At 30.2% G+C, this 17471-nt stretch carries 18 protein-coding genes; 7 read left to right on the forward strand and 11 right to left on the reverse strand.

Annotated features, from left to right (window positions below; genetic code table 11):
• Positions 1-41: 41 nt before the first annotated feature.
• Positions 42-1247: an NAD(P)/FAD-dependent oxidoreductase gene (locus APS56_RS00400; protein WP_054723734.1), complete on the forward strand. Its 1206-nt coding sequence runs from the start codon at positions 42-44 to the stop codon at positions 1245-1247.
• A 142-nt stretch (positions 1248-1389) separates the two neighbouring features.
• Positions 1390-1551 carry a DUF1328 domain-containing protein gene (locus APS56_RS16675; protein WP_082379205.1) on the forward strand — a complete coding sequence of 54 codons (162 nt, stop codon included), beginning with the start codon at positions 1390-1392 and terminating at the stop codon, positions 1549-1551.
• A 103-nt stretch (positions 1552-1654) separates the two neighbouring features.
• On the opposite strand, the gene APS56_RS00405 is transcribed toward APS56_RS16675, so the two are convergent.
• Entirely contained in the window at positions 1655-2065 is a 411-nt protein-coding gene (locus APS56_RS00405) for an arsenate reductase family protein (protein ID WP_157757583.1), read from the reverse strand.
• 193 nt (positions 2066-2258) lie between these two features.
• Here APS56_RS00405 and APS56_RS00410 point away from each other — a divergent pair, with 193 nt between their 5' ends.
• The 3 genes from APS56_RS00410 (at position 2259) to APS56_RS16840 (ending at position 5273) form a co-directional block, all read left to right on the forward strand.
• Positions 2259-3110 (forward strand): SDR family oxidoreductase, encoded by an 852-nt coding sequence (locus APS56_RS00410; protein ID WP_054723740.1) that lies wholly within the window; start codon positions 2259-2261, stop codon positions 3108-3110.
• A gap of 111 nt (positions 3111-3221) precedes the next feature.
• Entirely contained in the window at positions 3222-4643 is a 1422-nt protein-coding gene (gene cls, locus APS56_RS00415) for a cardiolipin synthase (RefSeq protein WP_054723742.1), read from the forward strand.
• Between the two features lie 9 nt (positions 4644-4652).
• Positions 4653-5273 carry a hypothetical protein gene (locus APS56_RS16840; protein ID WP_054723744.1) on the forward strand — a complete coding sequence of 207 codons (621 nt, stop codon included), beginning with the start codon at positions 4653-4655 and terminating at the stop codon, positions 5271-5273.
• Positions 5274-5277: 4 nt separating this feature from the next.
• Here the strand turns inward: APS56_RS16840 and APS56_RS00425 are convergent, their stop codons facing one another.
• From APS56_RS00425 to APS56_RS00445, 5 genes are all read right to left on the reverse strand, one after another.
• The gene (locus tag APS56_RS00425; RefSeq protein WP_054723745.1) at positions 5278-6798 is read right to left on the reverse strand and encodes a GH3 family acyl-acid amido synthetase; all 1521 of its coding nucleotides are present in this window, start codon (positions 6796-6798) and stop codon (positions 5278-5280) included.
• Positions 6799-7440: 642 nt separating this feature from the next.
• Complete coding sequence (locus tag APS56_RS00430) at positions 7441-8457, reverse strand: M28 family metallopeptidase (protein ID WP_054723747.1); 1017 nt, start codon at positions 8455-8457, stop codon at positions 7441-7443.
• Between the two features lie 9 nt (positions 8458-8466).
• Complete coding sequence (locus APS56_RS00435; RefSeq protein ID WP_054723749.1) at positions 8467-9507, reverse strand: M28 family metallopeptidase; 1041 nt, start codon at positions 9505-9507, stop codon at positions 8467-8469.
• Positions 9508-9634: 127 nt separating this feature from the next.
• Positions 9635-9991: a hypothetical protein gene (locus APS56_RS00440; protein WP_054723750.1), complete on the reverse strand. Its 357-nt coding sequence runs from the start codon at positions 9989-9991 to the stop codon at positions 9635-9637.
• Between the two features lie 7 nt (positions 9992-9998).
• Entirely contained in the window at positions 9999-10757 is a 759-nt protein-coding gene (locus APS56_RS00445; protein ID WP_236778442.1) for a DUF3108 domain-containing protein, read from the reverse strand.
• A 186-nt stretch (positions 10758-10943) separates the two neighbouring features.
• Here APS56_RS00445 and APS56_RS00450 point away from each other — a divergent pair, with 186 nt between their 5' ends.
• Both APS56_RS00450 and APS56_RS00455 read left to right on the forward strand, forming a co-directional pair.
• Positions 10944-11786: a universal stress protein gene (locus tag APS56_RS00450; RefSeq protein ID WP_054723754.1), complete on the forward strand. Its 843-nt coding sequence runs from the start codon at positions 10944-10946 to the stop codon at positions 11784-11786.
• A gap of 63 nt (positions 11787-11849) precedes the next feature.
• Positions 11850-12137, forward strand: coding sequence for a heavy-metal-associated domain-containing protein (locus APS56_RS00455; protein ID WP_054723755.1), 288 nt, complete (start codon positions 11850-11852; stop codon positions 12135-12137).
• Positions 12138-12289: 152 nt separating this feature from the next.
• On the opposite strand, the gene dnaN is transcribed toward APS56_RS00455, so the two are convergent.
• The 5 genes from dnaN to APS56_RS00480 form a co-directional block, all read right to left on the reverse strand.
• On the reverse strand, positions 12290-13408 hold the full coding sequence (dnaN, locus tag APS56_RS00460) for a DNA polymerase III subunit beta (RefSeq protein ID WP_054723757.1): 1119 nt from the start codon (positions 13406-13408) through the stop codon (positions 12290-12292).
• 86 nt (positions 13409-13494) lie between these two features.
• Positions 13495-15204 carry a gliding motility-associated ABC transporter substrate-binding protein GldG gene (gene gldG, locus APS56_RS00465; RefSeq protein WP_054723759.1) on the reverse strand — a complete coding sequence of 570 codons (1710 nt, stop codon included), beginning with the start codon at positions 15202-15204 and terminating at the stop codon, positions 13495-13497.
• Complete coding sequence (locus APS56_RS00470; RefSeq protein ID WP_054723761.1) at positions 15152-15637, reverse strand: hypothetical protein; 486 nt, start codon at positions 15635-15637, stop codon at positions 15152-15154. Before APS56_RS00470 ends, gldG begins: the two co-directional genes overlap by 53 nt.
• Positions 15634-16353 carry a gliding motility-associated ABC transporter permease subunit GldF gene (gene gldF / locus APS56_RS00475; protein ID WP_054723763.1) on the reverse strand — a complete coding sequence of 240 codons (720 nt, stop codon included), beginning with the start codon at positions 16351-16353 and terminating at the stop codon, positions 15634-15636. The genes APS56_RS00470 and gldF overlap by 4 nt, the downstream gene beginning before the upstream one ends.
• A gap of 127 nt (positions 16354-16480) precedes the next feature.
• Positions 16481-17347 (reverse strand): SAM hydrolase/SAM-dependent halogenase family protein, encoded by an 867-nt coding sequence (locus APS56_RS00480; protein ID WP_054723765.1) that lies wholly within the window; start codon positions 17345-17347, stop codon positions 16481-16483.
• Between the last annotated feature and the right edge of the window lie 124 nt (positions 17348-17471).

Consider the following 17471-nt stretch of genomic DNA (forward strand, 5'->3'; position numbering starts at 1 on the left):
GTACTTTTTGAGTAAAATTTTAAAAGGCTGATTTTTCAATTATGATACTTACTTCAAACGAACCATTTTGGTTAATTAAAAACGGTTTATTGGCTTCTTATCCCTCACTAAAGCGAGATATTGAAACAGATATTTTAATAGTTGGAGGCGGTATTACAGGTAGCTTGATTGCTCACAAATGTATAAAAGAAAACTATAAAACAATATTAGTTGATCGGAGAGAAGTGGCTAATGGAAGTACCTCTGCAACAACAAGTATGTTGCAATATGAAATTGATATTCCATTATATAAATTATCAGGAATGATTGGCAAAACGGCTGCAGAAGCTAATTATTGGGCTTGTTACAATTCTATTGATGAGTTAGAAAAATTAGTGAAAAATATAAAATCTAATTGTGGTTTTAAAAAAAAAGAATCGCTTTATTTTGCTGCTTACAAAAAAGATGTTCCTAAGTTAAAAAAGGAATTTGAAGCGCGGAGACATTGTGGACTACCCGTTGTGTGGCTTACTTCAGAAAATATTGAAGATAATTATAAAATTAAAAATGCTCATGGAGGTATTCTATCTAAACAAGGAGGAAGTATTGACGCTTTTAGATTAACACATGATTTATTACTTCATAATTATAAAAAAGGATTACAGATTTTTGATAAAACAGAAATTAGTTCTGTAAAATATACCCCAGACAGTGTTTTTATTACCACAGAATTTGGAAATATTATTAAAGCTAAAAAAGTTATTTATTGTAACGGATTTGAGAGTACAGAACTTATTAAAGAAAAGTTTGTAAAATTACTTTCAACTTACGCTATTATTGGAGAGCAGAATATTGACGATCAGTCTCACTTAAACAATACACTTTTCTGGAACACAGCAAAACCTTATTTGTATATGAGAACCACTGATGATAATAGAATTCTTATTGGTGGTGAAGACGAAGATTTTGTAAATACTAAAAAAAACGATCTATTATTGCACTTTAAAAATAAAAAGCTTACCAAAAAATTAAATAGATTACTACCAGACTATAATTTTAGATCTGATTTTGCTTGGGCAGGTACTTTTGGAGAAACAAAAGATGGATTGCCCTATATTGGCAAACATCCAGATTTTCCTAATAGTTATTTTGTATTAGGGTTTGGAGGTAATGGTATCACATTTTCTGTGATAGGCATGAGTGTTATCCATGCTATGCTTCAGAATAAAAAACATCCATTGCAAACATATTTCCGTTTTAGACGATAAATTATACTCATATGCGTTTGTGCTAATAAGAAATGCAATAGCGTTAAACATACGTTTAAGTTTTATATAGCTTTGAGTAAGAAAAAGTGATGACAGATTAATAATCGATTCACTTTTATTTATTCACTAAAAAATTAATATTATGTTACGTTGGACAATTACCTTTATTATTTTAGCAATTATAGCAGGTGTATTAGGCTTTGGTGGTATAGCCGCTGGTGCCGCAGGGATAGCAAAAGTTTTATTCTTTATATTTATTGCTCTATTTGTTATTTCATTAATTACAGGCAGAAAAAAGATTTAACTTATAGATAAAATCTTTTAAATTAAATATAAAATCAGTTGCTATTTAATATTAAATGACAACTGATTTTTTGCTTATTATTGTTTTTTAAAGTACTCATTTTTTACCCGATTTTAGCGTCAGAATCTATATACTTTACAAAATCGGAAGGGGTATGAATAGCAATTAATTTAGTTCCTGTAATAGCTATAGGAAATGCGAGCGTTTCGGGGTGGCTTTCTAAAATACGAAGCCAATCGTGCTGATCTAAATCAATAGTTTTGTTTCCATATTGTTTAATAAAATCTGGATGATTTCTATTTATTAATTTTTGTACCTCTAAATTTAACCCATGGGCAATTTCTACCCAATGGCTACCAGGTACTTTTGTTTTAGACACATCAATTGCTGATACTTTTTTTTTAGATGAAGAAACATAAGCATAAGCTTGTTTTCCAATTGGAGTTTCTGAACTATAATATAATTTAATTTCATTCTCTTTAGTAGCTATCATTCCCATGTGTTTTATATTCATTTAAGACTGTATTACAAATAAAGAGGATAGTTTTTTAATAAATTAACCCAATCGCATATCATAATAACTGTAAAAACTATGTTGCTTTTTTATATAAATGCTATTCACAACTTTATTGAGTTAATTTTTAATTCAAATAGGTTTAAAACTTAACAATTTTAAGTCTTAATTTGATAATTAATAAAACATGAGTATGAATAAGCCAAAAAAATTTCCTGAGCAAACACAGACCCAGCCAGGCAATGAACATGAAATGATTCCCACTCCAAAATTAATACGTGAAAATTATAAAGGGTCGGGGAAGTTAAAAGATAAAGTCGCACTTGTATCTGGAGGGGATAGTGGTATAGGAGCTAGTACAGTATTACATTTTGCAAAGGAAGGCGCCCATATAGTATTGGTGTATTTAGAAGAGACTAAAGATGCCGAATCTGTAAAGGGTAAAGTTCAAGATATGGGAGGAAAGTGTTTGCTTCTTAAAGCAGACTTATCAGATGAGGCTCATTGTATTTCTTGTGTTAAGGCATGTATTGAAACATATGGACAATTGAATATTTTAGTAAATAATGCAGCCATACAATTTCCTCAAGATTCTTTGTTTGATATAACTAAAAAACAATTACAACAAACATTTGAGACCAATATATACCCTTATTTTTATTTAACGAAAGCAGCTTTAGAGTACTTAGTAGAAGGTGATACTATTATAAATACCAGCTCAGTTACGGCATACAGAGGAAGTAACCATTTAGTTGATTATGCCACTACAAAAGGTGCTATTGTAAGTTTTACAAGGTCTTTGTCTGCTCAATTAGCAAGTAAAAACATTCGCGTTAATGGTGTGGCTCCAGGGCCAATTTGGACACCACTTATCCCTGCTAGTTTTAATGATATAGCAGATTTTGGACAAGATACCCCTATGGGTAGAGCAGGGCAACCAAGTGAAGTAGGTCCTGCGTTTGTTTTTTTAGCAAGTGAAGACAGTAGTAGTTATATGACAGGGCAATTCATTCATGTAAATGGAGGTGAAATTATAGGTGGATAAGCATGCCGAAGTTTAATTTCTGTTTTAATAAAATTTTGCTACACTTTAGTAAAAATTAAATAATAATAATTTTTTGCCTGATATACGGGTTTTGTGTTACCTTACATTTGTATGAATAAATTAATTCTCATATTATATTTAATAGTAAACTTATGGGCTATATATAACGTTATTATGTATGGCTCTAGAGCAACCAAATCTTTAAGTTGGGTATTTACTATTATTGTTTTTCCGTTTGCTGGAGCATTATTATATTATTTATTTGGAGTTAATAGAAGAAAATTTAAGTTCTTTAAATTAAAAAGGTCTCAAAGAGAAAACCTATATAACATAAAAAATAAGAAAGAATATTATAGTGATTTTAAAAAGGACTTTGCAAGTGAAAAATCAAAAAAACTTTCAAAACTTATTTTTAATACCACTTTTTTGTATGCTTCAGATGATAATAAAGTAGAAGTTCTTAATACAGGAAAAGAAACGTTTGAGGCTATTTTTGAAGCTATAAAAAAAGCAGAAAAATTTATACATGTACAATACTATGTTTTTGAGAAAGGTGAGCTACAAGATAAATTTTATGAATTATTTAAAACTAAAATCAAAGAGGGTGTAGAAATAAGATTGCTTTACGATTCGTTTGGAAGTTTTACTTTTAGTGGAAAATTAAAAAAACGGTTTCGAGACATTGGAGTGAAGGCTTATCCTGTAATGCCTATTCGATTTGGTAATCTTCTGTTTACTTTAAATTATAGAAATCATCGTAAAATTATTGTAATTGATGGAAAAGTAGGTTTTACTGGTGGCGTAAATGTTTCAGATAAATGTATAAAGCCCATATCAGACCTTGGTGTGTGGAAAGATTTACATCTTCAATTAGAAGGACCAATTGTAAATAGTTTACATCGTGTTTTTATTAAAGATTATCATTTTTCTAGCAAAAAGAAAATGCTGCTAGATTCTAAGTATCTTCCTAAACCTATGAAAGCTGGAAATTCACCAGTTCAAATTGTAACGAGTGGTCCAGATTCAAACCAGCCAGCCATTATGCAGCAATATATTGCAATGATAAGTTTAGCTGAGACGAATATTTTTATAGCAAATCCTTATTTTATTCCAGGGAGTGCAGTATTGCAGGCTTTGGTTATAGCGGCACAAAGTGGTATTGAAGTTAACTTATTAGTGCCTAAAAAAGGAGATTCTATTTTGGCAACCTATTCTATGTTTTCTAATTTTGAAGAGTTTCTGTCTGTAGGTATCAATGTTTATGTACGCGATTGTTTTTCGCATAGTAAAGTTATCATTATTGATAATGAAATAGCATCAGTGGGTTCTGGTAATTTTGATCAAAGAAGCTTTGAGCATAATTTTGAAACTAATGCTGTTATTTATGATAAAACCATTACTAATCAAATTCTAGACGAGTTTAATATTGAATGTTCAAATGCGGATAAATTATCTTATAACGTTTTTAAAAACAGATCTAAAATTCAAAAATTTATAGAAGGCCTTGCCAAGTTTTTTAGCCCTTTATTATAAAACAAGTTAATGAAAACCAATTTTATTTTAGTATTAATTTTTTTAAACTTATATAATTTGAATGCTCAACACATCTATCCTAATTCAATTGAAACCGAAGTAAAAAAAGCATTATCTTATTATCCTGAGTTAGAAAAAGTACCTATAGAATTTAAATTTAAAAATAAAATAAAAAAATCAACTATGCAGGCACAGCCAAACTTCTGGAGTGTTTTTTGTAAGAAGTCAAAGCGCAAATACAAGGTGTTAATTAGTGAAAACTTTAAAATTTTGGATACGGTATATGAAACTAAAAACATACCATCTAATGTGCTTATAGGTTGGTTGGGGCATGAATTAGGGCATATTATGGACTATCAACACAGAAGTGGTTTTAACTTAATAGGTTTTGGTATAGGATATTTATTTTCTAAAAAGGCATTGAAGAGCGCAGAAAGGAGTGCCGATACGTTTGCGGTTATACATGGTATGGAAGATTATATTTTAGCGACTAAAGATTTTATTTTAAATGAAGCGGGTTTTCCTGAAATTTATACCAATAGAATAAAACGTTTTTACCTTTCACCCGAAGAAATTATGATTTTGGTTGAAGAACGAGATGAAAAAGCAAAACTGTCTGAATTGGAATAGAGAGTTAATTTTTTTCTACAAAAGCTTCCCACTCAGCAAATTTATTTTCATTCATAACTCGTTCCATTTTAACTTGTCCTCCCTTTTTTTTATTCACGGCATTCCAATTATAAAATATGGAGGTGGGTACTGTTTTCACTTTTATGCCTTTTAATGCTTTGGAGCGTGCAATGCGATAATTTTTGTTGGCTTTTTTTAAAAAATCGTCTAAGGTTTTTACTAATAAATCAGTTTCAATAATGTCATCAATACCTAAATACCAACTATGGTAAAACTCATCATCATAACGTTTTGCACTTATAGTATATTCTTTTATTTTAATATTAAAATTATTTTCTAAATGTTTAACGGCATCATCCAATTTATTAACAGAAAGTTGAGAACCAACAGTGTTTAAGAAAAATTTAGTTCGTCCTGTTATTTTAATTTCTGCTCTTTCAATATCTGTAAATTTGATAGTATCTCCAATAATATAACGCCAAGCACCGGAGACAGTACTAATTAAAAGCACGTAGTCTTTATTTAATTCTACTTCGTCTAAAGTTAATACTGGAGCATCCGATACCAAAGACCCATCTTGATTGATATATTCTGGTTTGAACGGAACAAATTCAAAATAAATGCCACCGTTAGTAACTAATTGCATGGCATTGGTTTCTGGTCTAGCTTGAAAAGCAATAAAACCTTCGGAAGCTAGGTAGGTGTCAATAATTGTTATTGGTCTGTCCAATAGTGCATTAAAGCTTTTTTCATAAGGTCCAAATGCAACACCACCTGATGTATATACTTCTAAGTTTGGCCAAATTTCATGAATATTTTTTACTTTATTATAACTAATAACTTCTGTAAGCATCAATTCAATCCATGAGGGAATTCCACTTATAGCACCAATATCCCACTCTTTAGCTTTTTTTGCAATCTTTTTAACTCGTTGATCCCAATCATCTATTTTTGCTATTTTCTCTCCTGGCTTATAATATCCTCTAAACCATGATGGAATATTGTGAGCACTTATACCACTAATTTCTCCTTCTAAATGATCTTTTTTTTCAATTAAATCTGTTGAACTTCCTAACATTAAGATGCCTTTGTCAAAAAATGATGCTGGCAAATTAAAATGACTTAATGCTACAATTTGTTGTATACCTGCGGATTTTATACTATCAATCATATCTTGAGTTACAGGAATACGTTTGCTAGTTTTACCTGTTGTGCCAGAACTCAGTGCATAATAATCTGGTGATGAAGGCCATGTAATATTACTGTTTCCCTGATGAAGTTGACTCCACCATTCATCATTAATTTTGTTGTAATCGAAATAAGGGATGGTGGCAGAAAAGCTTTTTTGAATTGTATTGGACTCTAATATTTTATCAAAATTATAAAATTTACCAAAAGCGGTGTCTTTTGCTTTATGTAGTAATGTTTTTAACACCTCTTTTTGACTTTCAGAAGGATTGGTTTCTGGAGTTAATTTTTCTGTAATGTCAATAACGTTTTTGATAATGTTTCCTATAATATTCATAATTTTTTATTTCACAGTTTTATTTTAAATCAATATTTAAATTGTTTTTATAATCTATAAATATATTGATAGGCAGATGAATGTTTGTGCTGTATTGGAATTTTGATTAACCTAAAAGCCTATTGGTTTTTAAGTTAAATATTGCTTAGGATAAGCGAGAGCGGGAATTAAAATTTAGCAGATAGCAAATGGTATTGCGTGTAAGCTTTTAAAGGGATTGATTTTGTGACCATGAAGGTATATACAATACCTTTATTTATGGGTGCATTTTGTTTTAAAGGAAGAACTAATTTTTTACATTAGGAATAAGTTTTTATTTGAAACAGTGTAGAGGGGATTGAATGCTATTTTAAAAGTTATGAATAGTTCAAAACTCATTTATAACTTTTTGTTTAATAATTTATAAATGAGTCTAAACCTTCTATTTTTTTAATTAAAACAATCAGCATGTATTGTATCCTTAGCTGTTTCAATTTTTATTTTGCCTTCTTCTTACAAACAAATAAATCCAAGCCTTAATTTTATAAAAGCATAATAAGGTAGGCTTTAAATAAATCTGCTAAAATGTATATAGAACATTTTTAGATGAAACTAAAAATTATTAATTGGCTAAAGATTAATAAATAACTGGAATAAAGTCATTTAATCTAACTTTATTCGTTCTTCACGATTGGCTAATTCCCAAGCTGTATGAAATATTAGGCGTGTACGTGTTTCTAAAAACTCATAATGTATTTTATCTGGCGTATCTGTAGGTTTATGATAATCGGCATGTACACCATTAAAATAAAAGATAACTGGAATGTTGTTTTTTGCAAAATTATAATGGTCTGATCGATAATAGAAGCGGTTAGGATCATTATCGTCATTATAGGTATAATCTAAATTTAAATTAACATATGCTTTATTTACAGCTTCAGATATGTCGTGTAATTCTGTGCTGAGTTTATCTGAGCCAATAAGGTATAAATAATTTTCTTTTCCTTCATGCTTAGCGTCCACACGTCCAATCATGTCAATATTTAAATTGGCAACGGTATTTTTTAAAGGAAAAACAGGGTCTACATCAGCATAATAACGCGAACCAAAAAGCCCCATTTCTTCACCTGTAACATGCAAAAAGAGAATTGAGCGTTTAGGGCCATCTCCAGCATCGGCAGCTATTTTAAAAGCTTCGGCCATTTCTAAAATTGCTACGGTGCCTGAGCCGTCATCATCAGCGCCATTATTAATTTCGCCATTTCCAGAAACACCTATATGGTCTAAATGTGCAGATATAATAACAATTTCATCCGGTTTCTCACTGCCTTTTATATAAGCTAAAACATTCTCAGAATCACCGCTAGCTTTTCCTTCAAAATATGATTCTGGTATTTCTTGAAAATAATCGCCGTCAGAAATAGGGGAAGGTATATTGTTATTTTGATAGTGTTTTTTAATAAATTCAATGGCTTTTTTCTGCCCAGGTTCTCCTGTTTTTCTGCCTTCAAAATCATCTGATGCATATATGTAAAGCGCTTCTTTTAATTCTGACACCGTTATGGTTTTAGCGTACGTATTGGCATTTGTTGTTTTTTTATTATCATTATTTTTATTCTGGCAAGCTCCACAAGAGGAGATTAAGATGAATATACTTAATAAGAAGGGAATTTTTTTCATGGTTTCTGGTTATATGCTCTTGTCAACTTTAATACGATTTTCCTGATTGGCAATTTGCCAAGCTGTAGCAAATATAAGTTTCGTACGCTTTTTTAGCAACTCATAATCAATTTTATCTGGTGTATCGGTTTCACGGTGGTAATCTTTATGTTCTCCATTAAAATAAAAAATAACAGGTATGCCGTGTTTTGCAAAATTATAATGGTCGGATCTTGAGTAGTAATTGTTTTCGTCATCAAGCTCATTGTATCTGTAATCCAAATTTATGTTGGTAGTGGTGTTGTTTATTTTTTCAGAAAGATAATGAAGCTCTTTACTTAATCTATCGGAGCCAATTAAATACATATAGTTTTTGTTTTCTTTGTGTATTCTATCTACACGTCCAATCATATCTATATTTAAATTTGCAACGGTGTTTTTTAAGGGGAAAATGGGGTTTTGTGTATAATAATCTGAGCCTAATTTACCTAACTCTTCAGCTGTTAGGTGTAAAAACAAAATACTTCTCTTAGGGCCGTAGCCTTCAGTTTTAGCTTGTTTAAAGGCTTGGGCAATTTCCATGATAGCTACAGTGCCAGAGCCATCATCGTCTGCTCCATAATATATTTGACCTTCATTAGTAAGCCCTAAATGATCTAAATGTGCAGAAATGATAATAATTTCATCAGGTTTTTCAGTGCCTTTTATATAGGCTAATACATTTTCTGATGATTCAATATTTTTTGGAAAAAAAGATTTTGGTATTACTTGATAGTAAATAGAGTCTCCAAGTGGTGAATTAATACCTTCATTCTGATAATAGGATTTAAGAAATTCAGCGGCTAATTTTTGACCAATTTCACCTGTTTTTCTACCTTGATGCTTATCAGAAGAAAAAGCGTAAAGATGCAGGCTTAATTCTTCAGCAGTAATTGTATTAGCATATTTTTTTACAAGACTACTGTCAACGATTTGTATGCTATCTTTTAAATTTTGAATTTTTGTAGTGTATTTTGTTGTGGCACACTTACCAACTAACGCAAATGCCGAGAGAATGCAAAAGGTTTTCATAGTATGGTTCTGATTTATTTAAAATGGAATAATTAATGTTTTGCAATTTACAATATAATAATGTAAGAAAAATATTAGACAATTATTTTTATCAAAAATAGAATAAACAAAGGCGAGTTGATGAGAATTATTCAATTGTCGCCTCTTCAAAATCGATTTCTTCTATGTCAAGGGATTCTAATTCTTCAAGAGCTTCGTCTTTAGAGGCATTCTCTTTGTTGATTAATTCTTGTGTATTACCAACCTCTGTATTTGTAAATATAGCCTTGTATATGGTAATAGAAAGCGAAATGATAGTTAGAAAAAATGTAAATTGAATAATTTTTTTTACTTGGCCTGTTTTTTTAGATAAATAATAAGCAATATATCCAAAAACAAGAGCTATTATGGCAGGTAATATCGCTAAGTTAGAGATAGGAAGTACAGAAAAAACAATAGCGAAAATTGATGCTATAACTGCAATAATGGTAGATAGTTGTTTCATAGGTATGCTAGTTTTTTAAGCCAGTGGCTGATTTGATTTTTAGTTCGCCGTTTCCAACAGGAATATTAAATTTGCCATATACTATTATTTTATTGTCGTCGGCTGTTAACCAAACAAGGTTACTTTTTGTTCCTCCCTTTAGCACATCATCTGAAGTATAAATAGCTAATTTGTAACATAATTTATTACCTATAGCGGTAGAAATAGTTTCTTTGCCAAGGAAGGTGATTTGAGCTTTTACTTCTTCTCGGTCAAAAAGGATATTAAGCGATTTATGGGTACCTATAGTCATGTTTTTAAAATCAAACAACCTAATGCCATAGAGTGTAGAAACTATATCTTTGGTGTCAGGTTTAATACTAACATCATTTTTTTGCTCTTGATTATTTCTTTTACGCTGAATTGATTTTACTGTATTTGTTTTATGGCTAAAAGTATATTGAACAAACTTATAATAATTGCCTTCATTTATATCTCGCTTATATAAATATGGCGTTAATGTATTAGGGTTTACATAACTTTCATATAAATCTCTAATTTTAAAAAAATGATCCCATTTACTATATGTGGCAGCTGTACATTTAAGTCTTAATAAGGTGGCTTTTGATGTTTTAATAGCACTTGTTTCCATTGTGACTTCTGCAATGTTTGTTAAAATTCCAGACATATTGTAAGAAGCTGTGTAGGTTAGTCTTTCTCCTGCAGCTATAGCGTTATTTTGGGCGCCTACACTTAGAGCGACTAAAAAAAATACTAAGAAATACATGTGTTTCATAAAATAACATAAAGTTAATAAGAAGGGTCGCTCATTTATTGTGCCGAAAATACAATGCATTCTATAATAATGCTAATTTTTTATTCATTGATCTAAAATATAGCTGACTGATAATTGTCATAGTTTTTTTTATGATGTCATGTTAAATTTACTTTGTATTGTAAATACTGTATCGTTATGAAAACCATATTACTACCTACAGATTTTTCTAAAATATCAATAAATGCGATAGAATATGCAATGGTTATGTTTAAGGATGTTTCTTGCGAATTTTACATTATTAATGTACAAAAGTCATCTACATTTATTTCTGATGATATGGTAGTTGTGTCAGCATCAGCAACTATTTATCAAACCATAGTTGATGCAGCCAAAAAGTCTATTAAAAATTTAATTTCTAAAATTAAAAAGAAGCATAATAATACAAAGCATCAATTCCACTCTATAGTAGATTATGATAATTTTATTGATTCTTTAAATCAAACCACTAAAATAAATAATATTGATTTAATTGTAATGGGTACCAAAGGAGCTTCGGGTTTAGAAAAGGTTATTTTTGGGAGTAACACCGTCCGAGTTATGCAGCGATCCAATACACCTGTATTGGCCATTCCTGAAGGCTGTACGTATAAAGATTTAAATGCTGTAGCCTTTACCTCAAGCTTTCAAAGTTTATATCATCAAGGAGATTTAAAACCACTTATAAATTTAACCAAAAGATGTCATTCTAAATTGTATGTTTTGCATGTTAGTGAAAATGATGAAACAACAAATAACATGAATAAAGGCATTGATTTTTTTAATGAATACTTTGATGATGTGGTTTATGAATATATGTATGCAACAAACAACAATGTATACAAAACCATAGATAATTATATTAAAGATAACAATATAAAACTTTTAGCTATGGTAGGTAGAAAGTACTCCTTTTTAGAACGTTTTTTTTCAACACACACTGTTGAAAAACTCGCATCTTATATAAAAATTCCATTTTTAGTCATGCATGAAGATATTTAAAATTTAAAAGATGCGTAGATGAGTTTTATAAGTGGTTTGACAAAAACATAAGACTGTATTAAAATGAAAACAATCATAATAGTTCAAAATTTAGTATGTGATGGCTGTGTTAAATTGATTAACAAAGAATTATCTAAAATTGAAAATATTTCTGCTATTCAAGTTGATACCTATAGTAGTGAAATAATGTTTGATTATTTTAGTGAGAAGGATTTGCAACTAGCAAAAAAAAGATTAAAATCATTAGGATTTCCTGAATTCAATGATACCATTTCACTTTATGATAGAATTAGACTCTTGATGAATTGTATAACAAGAATTTTGATGTACAGGTTAACTGTCTTAAAGTAAGTGTTTTAAAAGGTGTTAGTAGCAAGGTTGGTTCAGTTTTTTGTTAATAGAAGTAAATTTTTAATATTTCATTACCAGTATAAAAAAAGCGCATCATTTAGATGCGCTTTTTTTATACTAATATTGTTGTTGTTTATTGAGTAATTTATTCTCTATGAGTTTAACATCACTGGCATTACCAGCATAGTAACTTGTTCACCTTCATCAAGACCGTCAATTGGTGTTAAAATACCAGCTCTGTTAGGCATGCTCATTTCTAATTGCACTTCATCAGCACTTAAATTATTTAGCATTTCAGTTAAAAAACGGGAGTTAAAGCCAATTTGTAAATCATCACCTTGATAATCACACGTTAAACGCTCTTCGGCTTTGTTACTGTAATCAATATCTTCTGCAGAAATATTTAATTCAGCTCCAGCAATCTTTAAACGTATTTGGTGTGTTGTTTTGTTTGAGAATATACTAACACGACGTACAGAGTTTAAAAACTGGTTTCTGGCAATTGTTAATTTATTCGGATTTTCTTTTGGAATAACAGCTTCATAATTTGGGTATTTTCCATCTATCAAACGGCAAATCAATTCTGAGTTTTCAAAAGTGAATTTAGCGTTAGAATCGTTGTATTCAATTGTTACATCGTCTTCACTTGCTGCTAAAATGCTTTTTAAAAGATTTAAAGGTTTTTTAGGCATGATAAACTCCGCAACTTGATTAGCTTTTACATCTTCACGTGTATATTTTACTAATTTATGAGCATCGGTAGCTACAAAAGTTAATCCTTCTGTAGAAAATTGAAAAAACACGCCACTCATTACAGGACGTAAATCATCGTTTCCAGCGGCAAAAATGGTTTTACTGATAGCAGTAGCCAAAATATCACCTGTAATAACTGTTTTACTTGGGTCTTCTAAGGCTACAGCTTTAGGGAATTCATTACCATCTGCATAAGCCAATGCATATTTACCATGATTAGAACTAATTTCAACGGTATTATTGTCCTCAACAACAAAGGTTAGTGGTTGCTCAGGAAATGTTTTTAAAGTGTCTAATAACAAGCGAGCAGGAATAGCAACGCTACCCGTATTATCACTTTCTACTTCTAAAGAAGACGCCATAGTAGTTTCTAAATCGCTTGCAGAAACCGTTAATGTGGTATGGTCTAATTCAAATAAAAAATTGTCTAAAATAGGTAAGGTATTTGAGCTATTTATAACCCCTCCTAAAACCTGTAATTGCTTTAATAAATAGGTGCTTGAAACTATAAATTTCATCTATGATGTAATGAGTTTAATTAAAATAAATACTACTTACAAATATATTGGATAGTGGCTAAAAATGGAAACAAACTTATTAACATTCATCCTGCATATCTTTTCTTTCTCAGGTAATTGAAGATATATCCTAAAAGTGTTAGTAAGGCCAATGGTAACAGGATATTAACTAATTGCCAAGTTGTTTTTTGTGAGGCTATTTTTTCTTGATTTAAAAAGGCTACGGCTATTTCCTTGGTTCTAATGTTTATAAGTCCATCATCGTCCAATAAATAATTCACCGTATTAAGCAAAAATTCTTTGTTGCCATAGGTTTTTCCAGTCCACCTATCAAAGCCCAATTCTTGAGGTGTATTCCTAAGTATATCATTTTTAATAATATCGCCATCTGCTATAACAACTATTTCAGTAAGCTTACTAGTATTTATTTCTTCAGTAAGCTTAAAAGGTTTTATTTTATTATTATAAACCGATGTAAAATTGCCTTCTAGTAAAACAGCTAAGGCTTGTTTACCTTTATTGAAAAAAGCTGGGTTAGGTTGCTTGGTTACAATATCTAAACTAATTTCTTTTGGAACTCCTTCTAAATTACTAAGTGAAGCACTTTCTAATAAAATAGTTTTTTTAATGTTATTTTTTAATGTGTCAATTTGATTGCTGAAATCAAACTTTACTAAATTCATATTATTTGTAATAGGATGCTGTTTTGCAGCAGGTGCTAATGGAGAATATGGCCATTGTAAATGTTGGAATTGACTTTCACTACCTTCTCCAATGGCTAAGGTTATTGGGGCAGAGTACAGACTGCTTGTTATAACTGGGTTGATTCTAATACCATATTTGAAAAAGAAATCTGTTAGGTTTAAATCTCTTGGAAATGCTAAACTTTTTCCTGTTTGATATAAACTGTCTTTTTCCATAGTTACTGCATCCACCAGCCATAAACTTTTCCCTCCTTGCATGGTAAATTGATCTAAAACCAGCTTTTCTTCTTCGGTGAAAATTTCAGTTGGTTTAGCAGAAATAATCAAATCAAAAGTATTTAATTCTTTAAGTGTTTTTTGAGGATTGGTGGCAACACTATCTAAAGTAAAAGGTGCAATGAAATAATATTCGCCTAATTTTTTTACAAAGTCGAAAATATACTTGTCGTCTAGCTGATTGTTCCCTTTTAAAATGGCAATTTTTTTACGTTTGGGTTTGGTAAGCTTGCTGAAACCATCAGCAAAGGCATATTCCAAATGCTGAACAGAATTTGTTACCAATTCTTGTTGAGTAGCACCAATTTTGTTTTTTACCAATGGAATAATAACAGTAGTATCGTTATAACTTGCTAATGCCCAAGGGAAAATAACCTCTTCAGAAGATTTACCGTTTTCTTGAACGCTAAGTCGCATGGGTTGTAGTCCACGGTTACTGAGCTGTTGGATGTTTTGGTCTCTATGGGCTTCATCTTCAATAGGGTTGATGAATTGAAATAGGATATTATCATTTTTTGATGAAAATTCTTCTAGTAACTGTTTGGTTTCATTTTGAAGCTTTCTAAATTCTGATGGAAAATCGTCACCGCTTAAAAACACATCAATAATAATAGGTGAATCTACATCTTTAATAATGTTTGCAGAAGCTTTGCTTAAGGTATAGCGTTTATCTGCGGTTAAATCAAACCGTTTGTAAATACTATTGCTTATAACGTTAATTGCTATTAAAATGATTATAAGTAGTGCAATATGTTTTAATTTTTTATTCAAAAGTCTGTTCTGTTTGATATTGTTTGATTGAATTAACGGTATCATTTACAAAAATAATCTCAATAGATTCTTGCATGTTGTTAAAAGCACCGGGTTTAAACCCTAAATTATAATTCCATTTATTTGGAGAGTTTGCTTTTATGGTCTCATCCCAACTGTACCATTCACTGGATCCTAAAAGGGTTTTAATGTCGGTTTTTGACTTTCCAATAAATATATTATTGTTGATGATTTCATCGGTCATTTCATAGCGTAACGCTGGTTTTTCTACCCATGCTTCAGAATCAAAATGCTTTTGATGGTGATAACTACTAAATATATTTAACATGGGGTAAAACAAATAAAAATAAACAATAGGAGTTAATACAACACTGATTAAAAAACTTAGCCATTTTCGCTTGTCAATGGTTATTACAAATAGCCAAACTAATATAAAAACAATAATTATAGAAATAACAAAAGCGGGCGTAAGTATCATTTTTGTTCTTTATTTAGGTTGAACTTGGTAAGTATTAAAAAAAATATCGTTATGCTTAAAAAATATATAATATCTCGAGTGTCCAAAACTCCACGGCTCATACTTTTAAAATGATAGCTAATACCTAATTGTTCAATGAAATGACTTGAAACAAAGTCTGCAGCACCTTCAAAACCAATAAAAAATAAAAAACAAATAAATACGGCAGCTATAAAAGCTACAATTTGATTATCTGTTAATGATGATGTAAAAATACCAATAGCTGTGTATGCAGCAATCAAAAAAAGAAGTCCAAAATAGGAGCCAAGCGTACTACCCATATCCAAATTACCCATAGGGTTTCCTAATTGATAAATCGTATAGATATAAAGTGTTGTTGGTAGTAAAGCAATTAAAATTAAAATAAAAGCTCCAAAATATTTTCCTAATACAATATTTAATGTTGAAATGGGTTTTGTGAGTAATAATTCCAATGTACCTTGTTTTTTTTCATCTGAAAAGCTTCGCATGGTTACCGCAGGAATTAAAAAAATTAAAACCCAAGGGGCTAATAGGAAGAATGGAGATAAATCTGAAAAGCCATAATTTAGAATGTTGAATTCGCCTTTAAAAACCCATAAAAATAATCCGTTAAGAACTAAAAATATAGCAATTACTAAATAACCGATTGGCGATGCAAAAAATGAGCTTATTTCTTTTTTTAAAATTGCTAACATTTGTTATTCGTTTGTGTCATTTTTAAATTATAAGATTTTTTATTCAAAATTTGTTATTTGTTAAACAGTCATTTTGGGTGATGAATCATAAAACCAATTTGTTTTTTGGCTATAAATTTAATCAATGTTAAATAAATTCCACTGTTTTAGGTAATATAGATGTTGCGCTAAAATTAATACTAATTGAATCCATTAGATCTAATCCCATTAATGTAGAAGCACCTCCCATTGTAGCACTATTACTTTTATAAATAGCAATTTCTAAAAAACCACCCGAATTAAAAACCACCAATCCTTTGCCATCTGAATGGCGATTTTCTTCGGGTAATTCAAAATTAACAATATCGCTATATCTTTTATAAATGGTTTTAAATTTATGGTTTCGTGCTGAAATTTCAAAGCTTCTACCTTTTTGTAAGTTTTCAAAAAAGGAACGTTTTATATTTGTAATAATATTTCCATAGTTGTCAATATAAATAACACTACCAATAATTTGAGTTTTATCATCATTAACAAAGGGTTTGATGTTTTGAATAGGTTTTATATCTGTGATGGTTCTACCAATGACATCTAAAGTGCCACCACGCGCAATATGACAAGCTACTTTCACAAAAATATCTAATACAGGAAAGCTGGTTTGTATGGTATTATGAATATTAATTTCTACAATTTTTTCTGGAGCAATTTCAGAGCAAATCATACTCATAATGCCATTATTAGCACAAACAAAATAATGATCGTCTAATTTTACTGCAATATGCTTGTTTTCAGGGGTTAATTCTGAATCAATACCAATAATATGTATGGTGCCTTTAGGGAAGTTGGCATATGCATTTTGAATGATATATGCTGCCTCCGAAATATAAAATGGAGAAACAGAGTGAGAGATATCAACAATTTTAACATCAGGTAGTTCATTGTATATAGCCCCTTTAACTGCCCCAGCAAAGTGATCTTTTTCTCCGAAATCTGTTGTTAGAGTTATAATTGGCATAACCAAAATTGTTGATATGTTTTTAATGTTTTGTCACTCAAATTTGTTTATTTTTGAGTTGAATAGAGTTTCACAAACCTACATAAATTTTTCGTTTTCAGTTTTATGTTTTAAATGAAAAATA

Source organism: Pseudalgibacter alginicilyticus, assembly GCF_001310225.1.
GTDB lineage: Bacteria > Bacteroidota > Bacteroidia > Flavobacteriales > Flavobacteriaceae > Pseudalgibacter > Pseudalgibacter alginicilyticus.

Coding starts and splice junctions, on each gene's coding strand:
- APS56_RS00400 (WP_054723734.1), top strand. CDS start 42: ATGATACTTACTTCAAACGAACCATTTTGGTTAATTAAAAACGGTTTA.
- APS56_RS16675 (WP_082379205.1), top strand. CDS start 1,390: ATGTTACGTTGGACAATTACCTTTATTATTTTAGCAATTATAGCAGGT.
- APS56_RS00405 (WP_157757583.1), bottom strand. CDS start 2,065: ATGAATATAAAACACATGGGAATGATAGCTACTAAAGAGAATGAAATT.
- APS56_RS00410 (WP_054723740.1), top strand. CDS start 2,259: ATGAATAAGCCAAAAAAATTTCCTGAGCAAACACAGACCCAGCCAGGC.
- cls (WP_054723742.1), top strand. CDS start 3,222: ATGAATAAATTAATTCTCATATTATATTTAATAGTAAACTTATGGGCT.
- APS56_RS16840 (WP_054723744.1), top strand. CDS start 4,653: ATGAAAACCAATTTTATTTTAGTATTAATTTTTTTAAACTTATATAAT.
- APS56_RS00425 (WP_054723745.1), bottom strand. CDS start 6,798: ATGAATATTATAGGAAACATTATCAAAAACGTTATTGACATTACAGAA.
- APS56_RS00430 (WP_054723747.1), bottom strand. CDS start 8,457: ATGAAAAAAATTCCCTTCTTATTAAGTATATTCATCTTAATCTCCTCT.
- APS56_RS00435 (WP_054723749.1), bottom strand. CDS start 9,507: ATGAAAACCTTTTGCATTCTCTCGGCATTTGCGTTAGTTGGTAAGTGT.
- APS56_RS00440 (WP_054723750.1), bottom strand. CDS start 9,991: ATGAAACAACTATCTACCATTATTGCAGTTATAGCATCAATTTTCGCT.
- APS56_RS00445 (WP_236778442.1), bottom strand. CDS start 10,757: ATGTATTTCTTAGTATTTTTTTTAGTCGCTCTAAGTGTAGGCGCCCAA.
- APS56_RS00450 (WP_054723754.1), top strand. CDS start 10,944: ATGAAAACCATATTACTACCTACAGATTTTTCTAAAATATCAATAAAT.
- APS56_RS00455 (WP_054723755.1), top strand. CDS start 11,850: ATGAAAACAATCATAATAGTTCAAAATTTAGTATGTGATGGCTGTGTT.
- dnaN (WP_054723757.1), bottom strand. CDS start 13,408: ATGAAATTTATAGTTTCAAGCACCTATTTATTAAAGCAATTACAGGTT.
- gldG (WP_054723759.1), bottom strand. CDS start 15,204: ATGATACCGTTAATTCAATCAAACAATATCAAACAGAACAGACTTTTG.
- APS56_RS00470 (WP_054723761.1), bottom strand. CDS start 15,637: ATGATACTTACGCCCGCTTTTGTTATTTCTATAATTATTGTTTTTATA.
- gldF (WP_054723763.1), bottom strand. CDS start 16,353: ATGTTAGCAATTTTAAAAAAAGAAATAAGCTCATTTTTTGCATCGCCA.
- APS56_RS00480 (WP_054723765.1), bottom strand. CDS start 17,347: ATGCCAATTATAACTCTAACAACAGATTTCGGAGAAAAAGATCACTTT.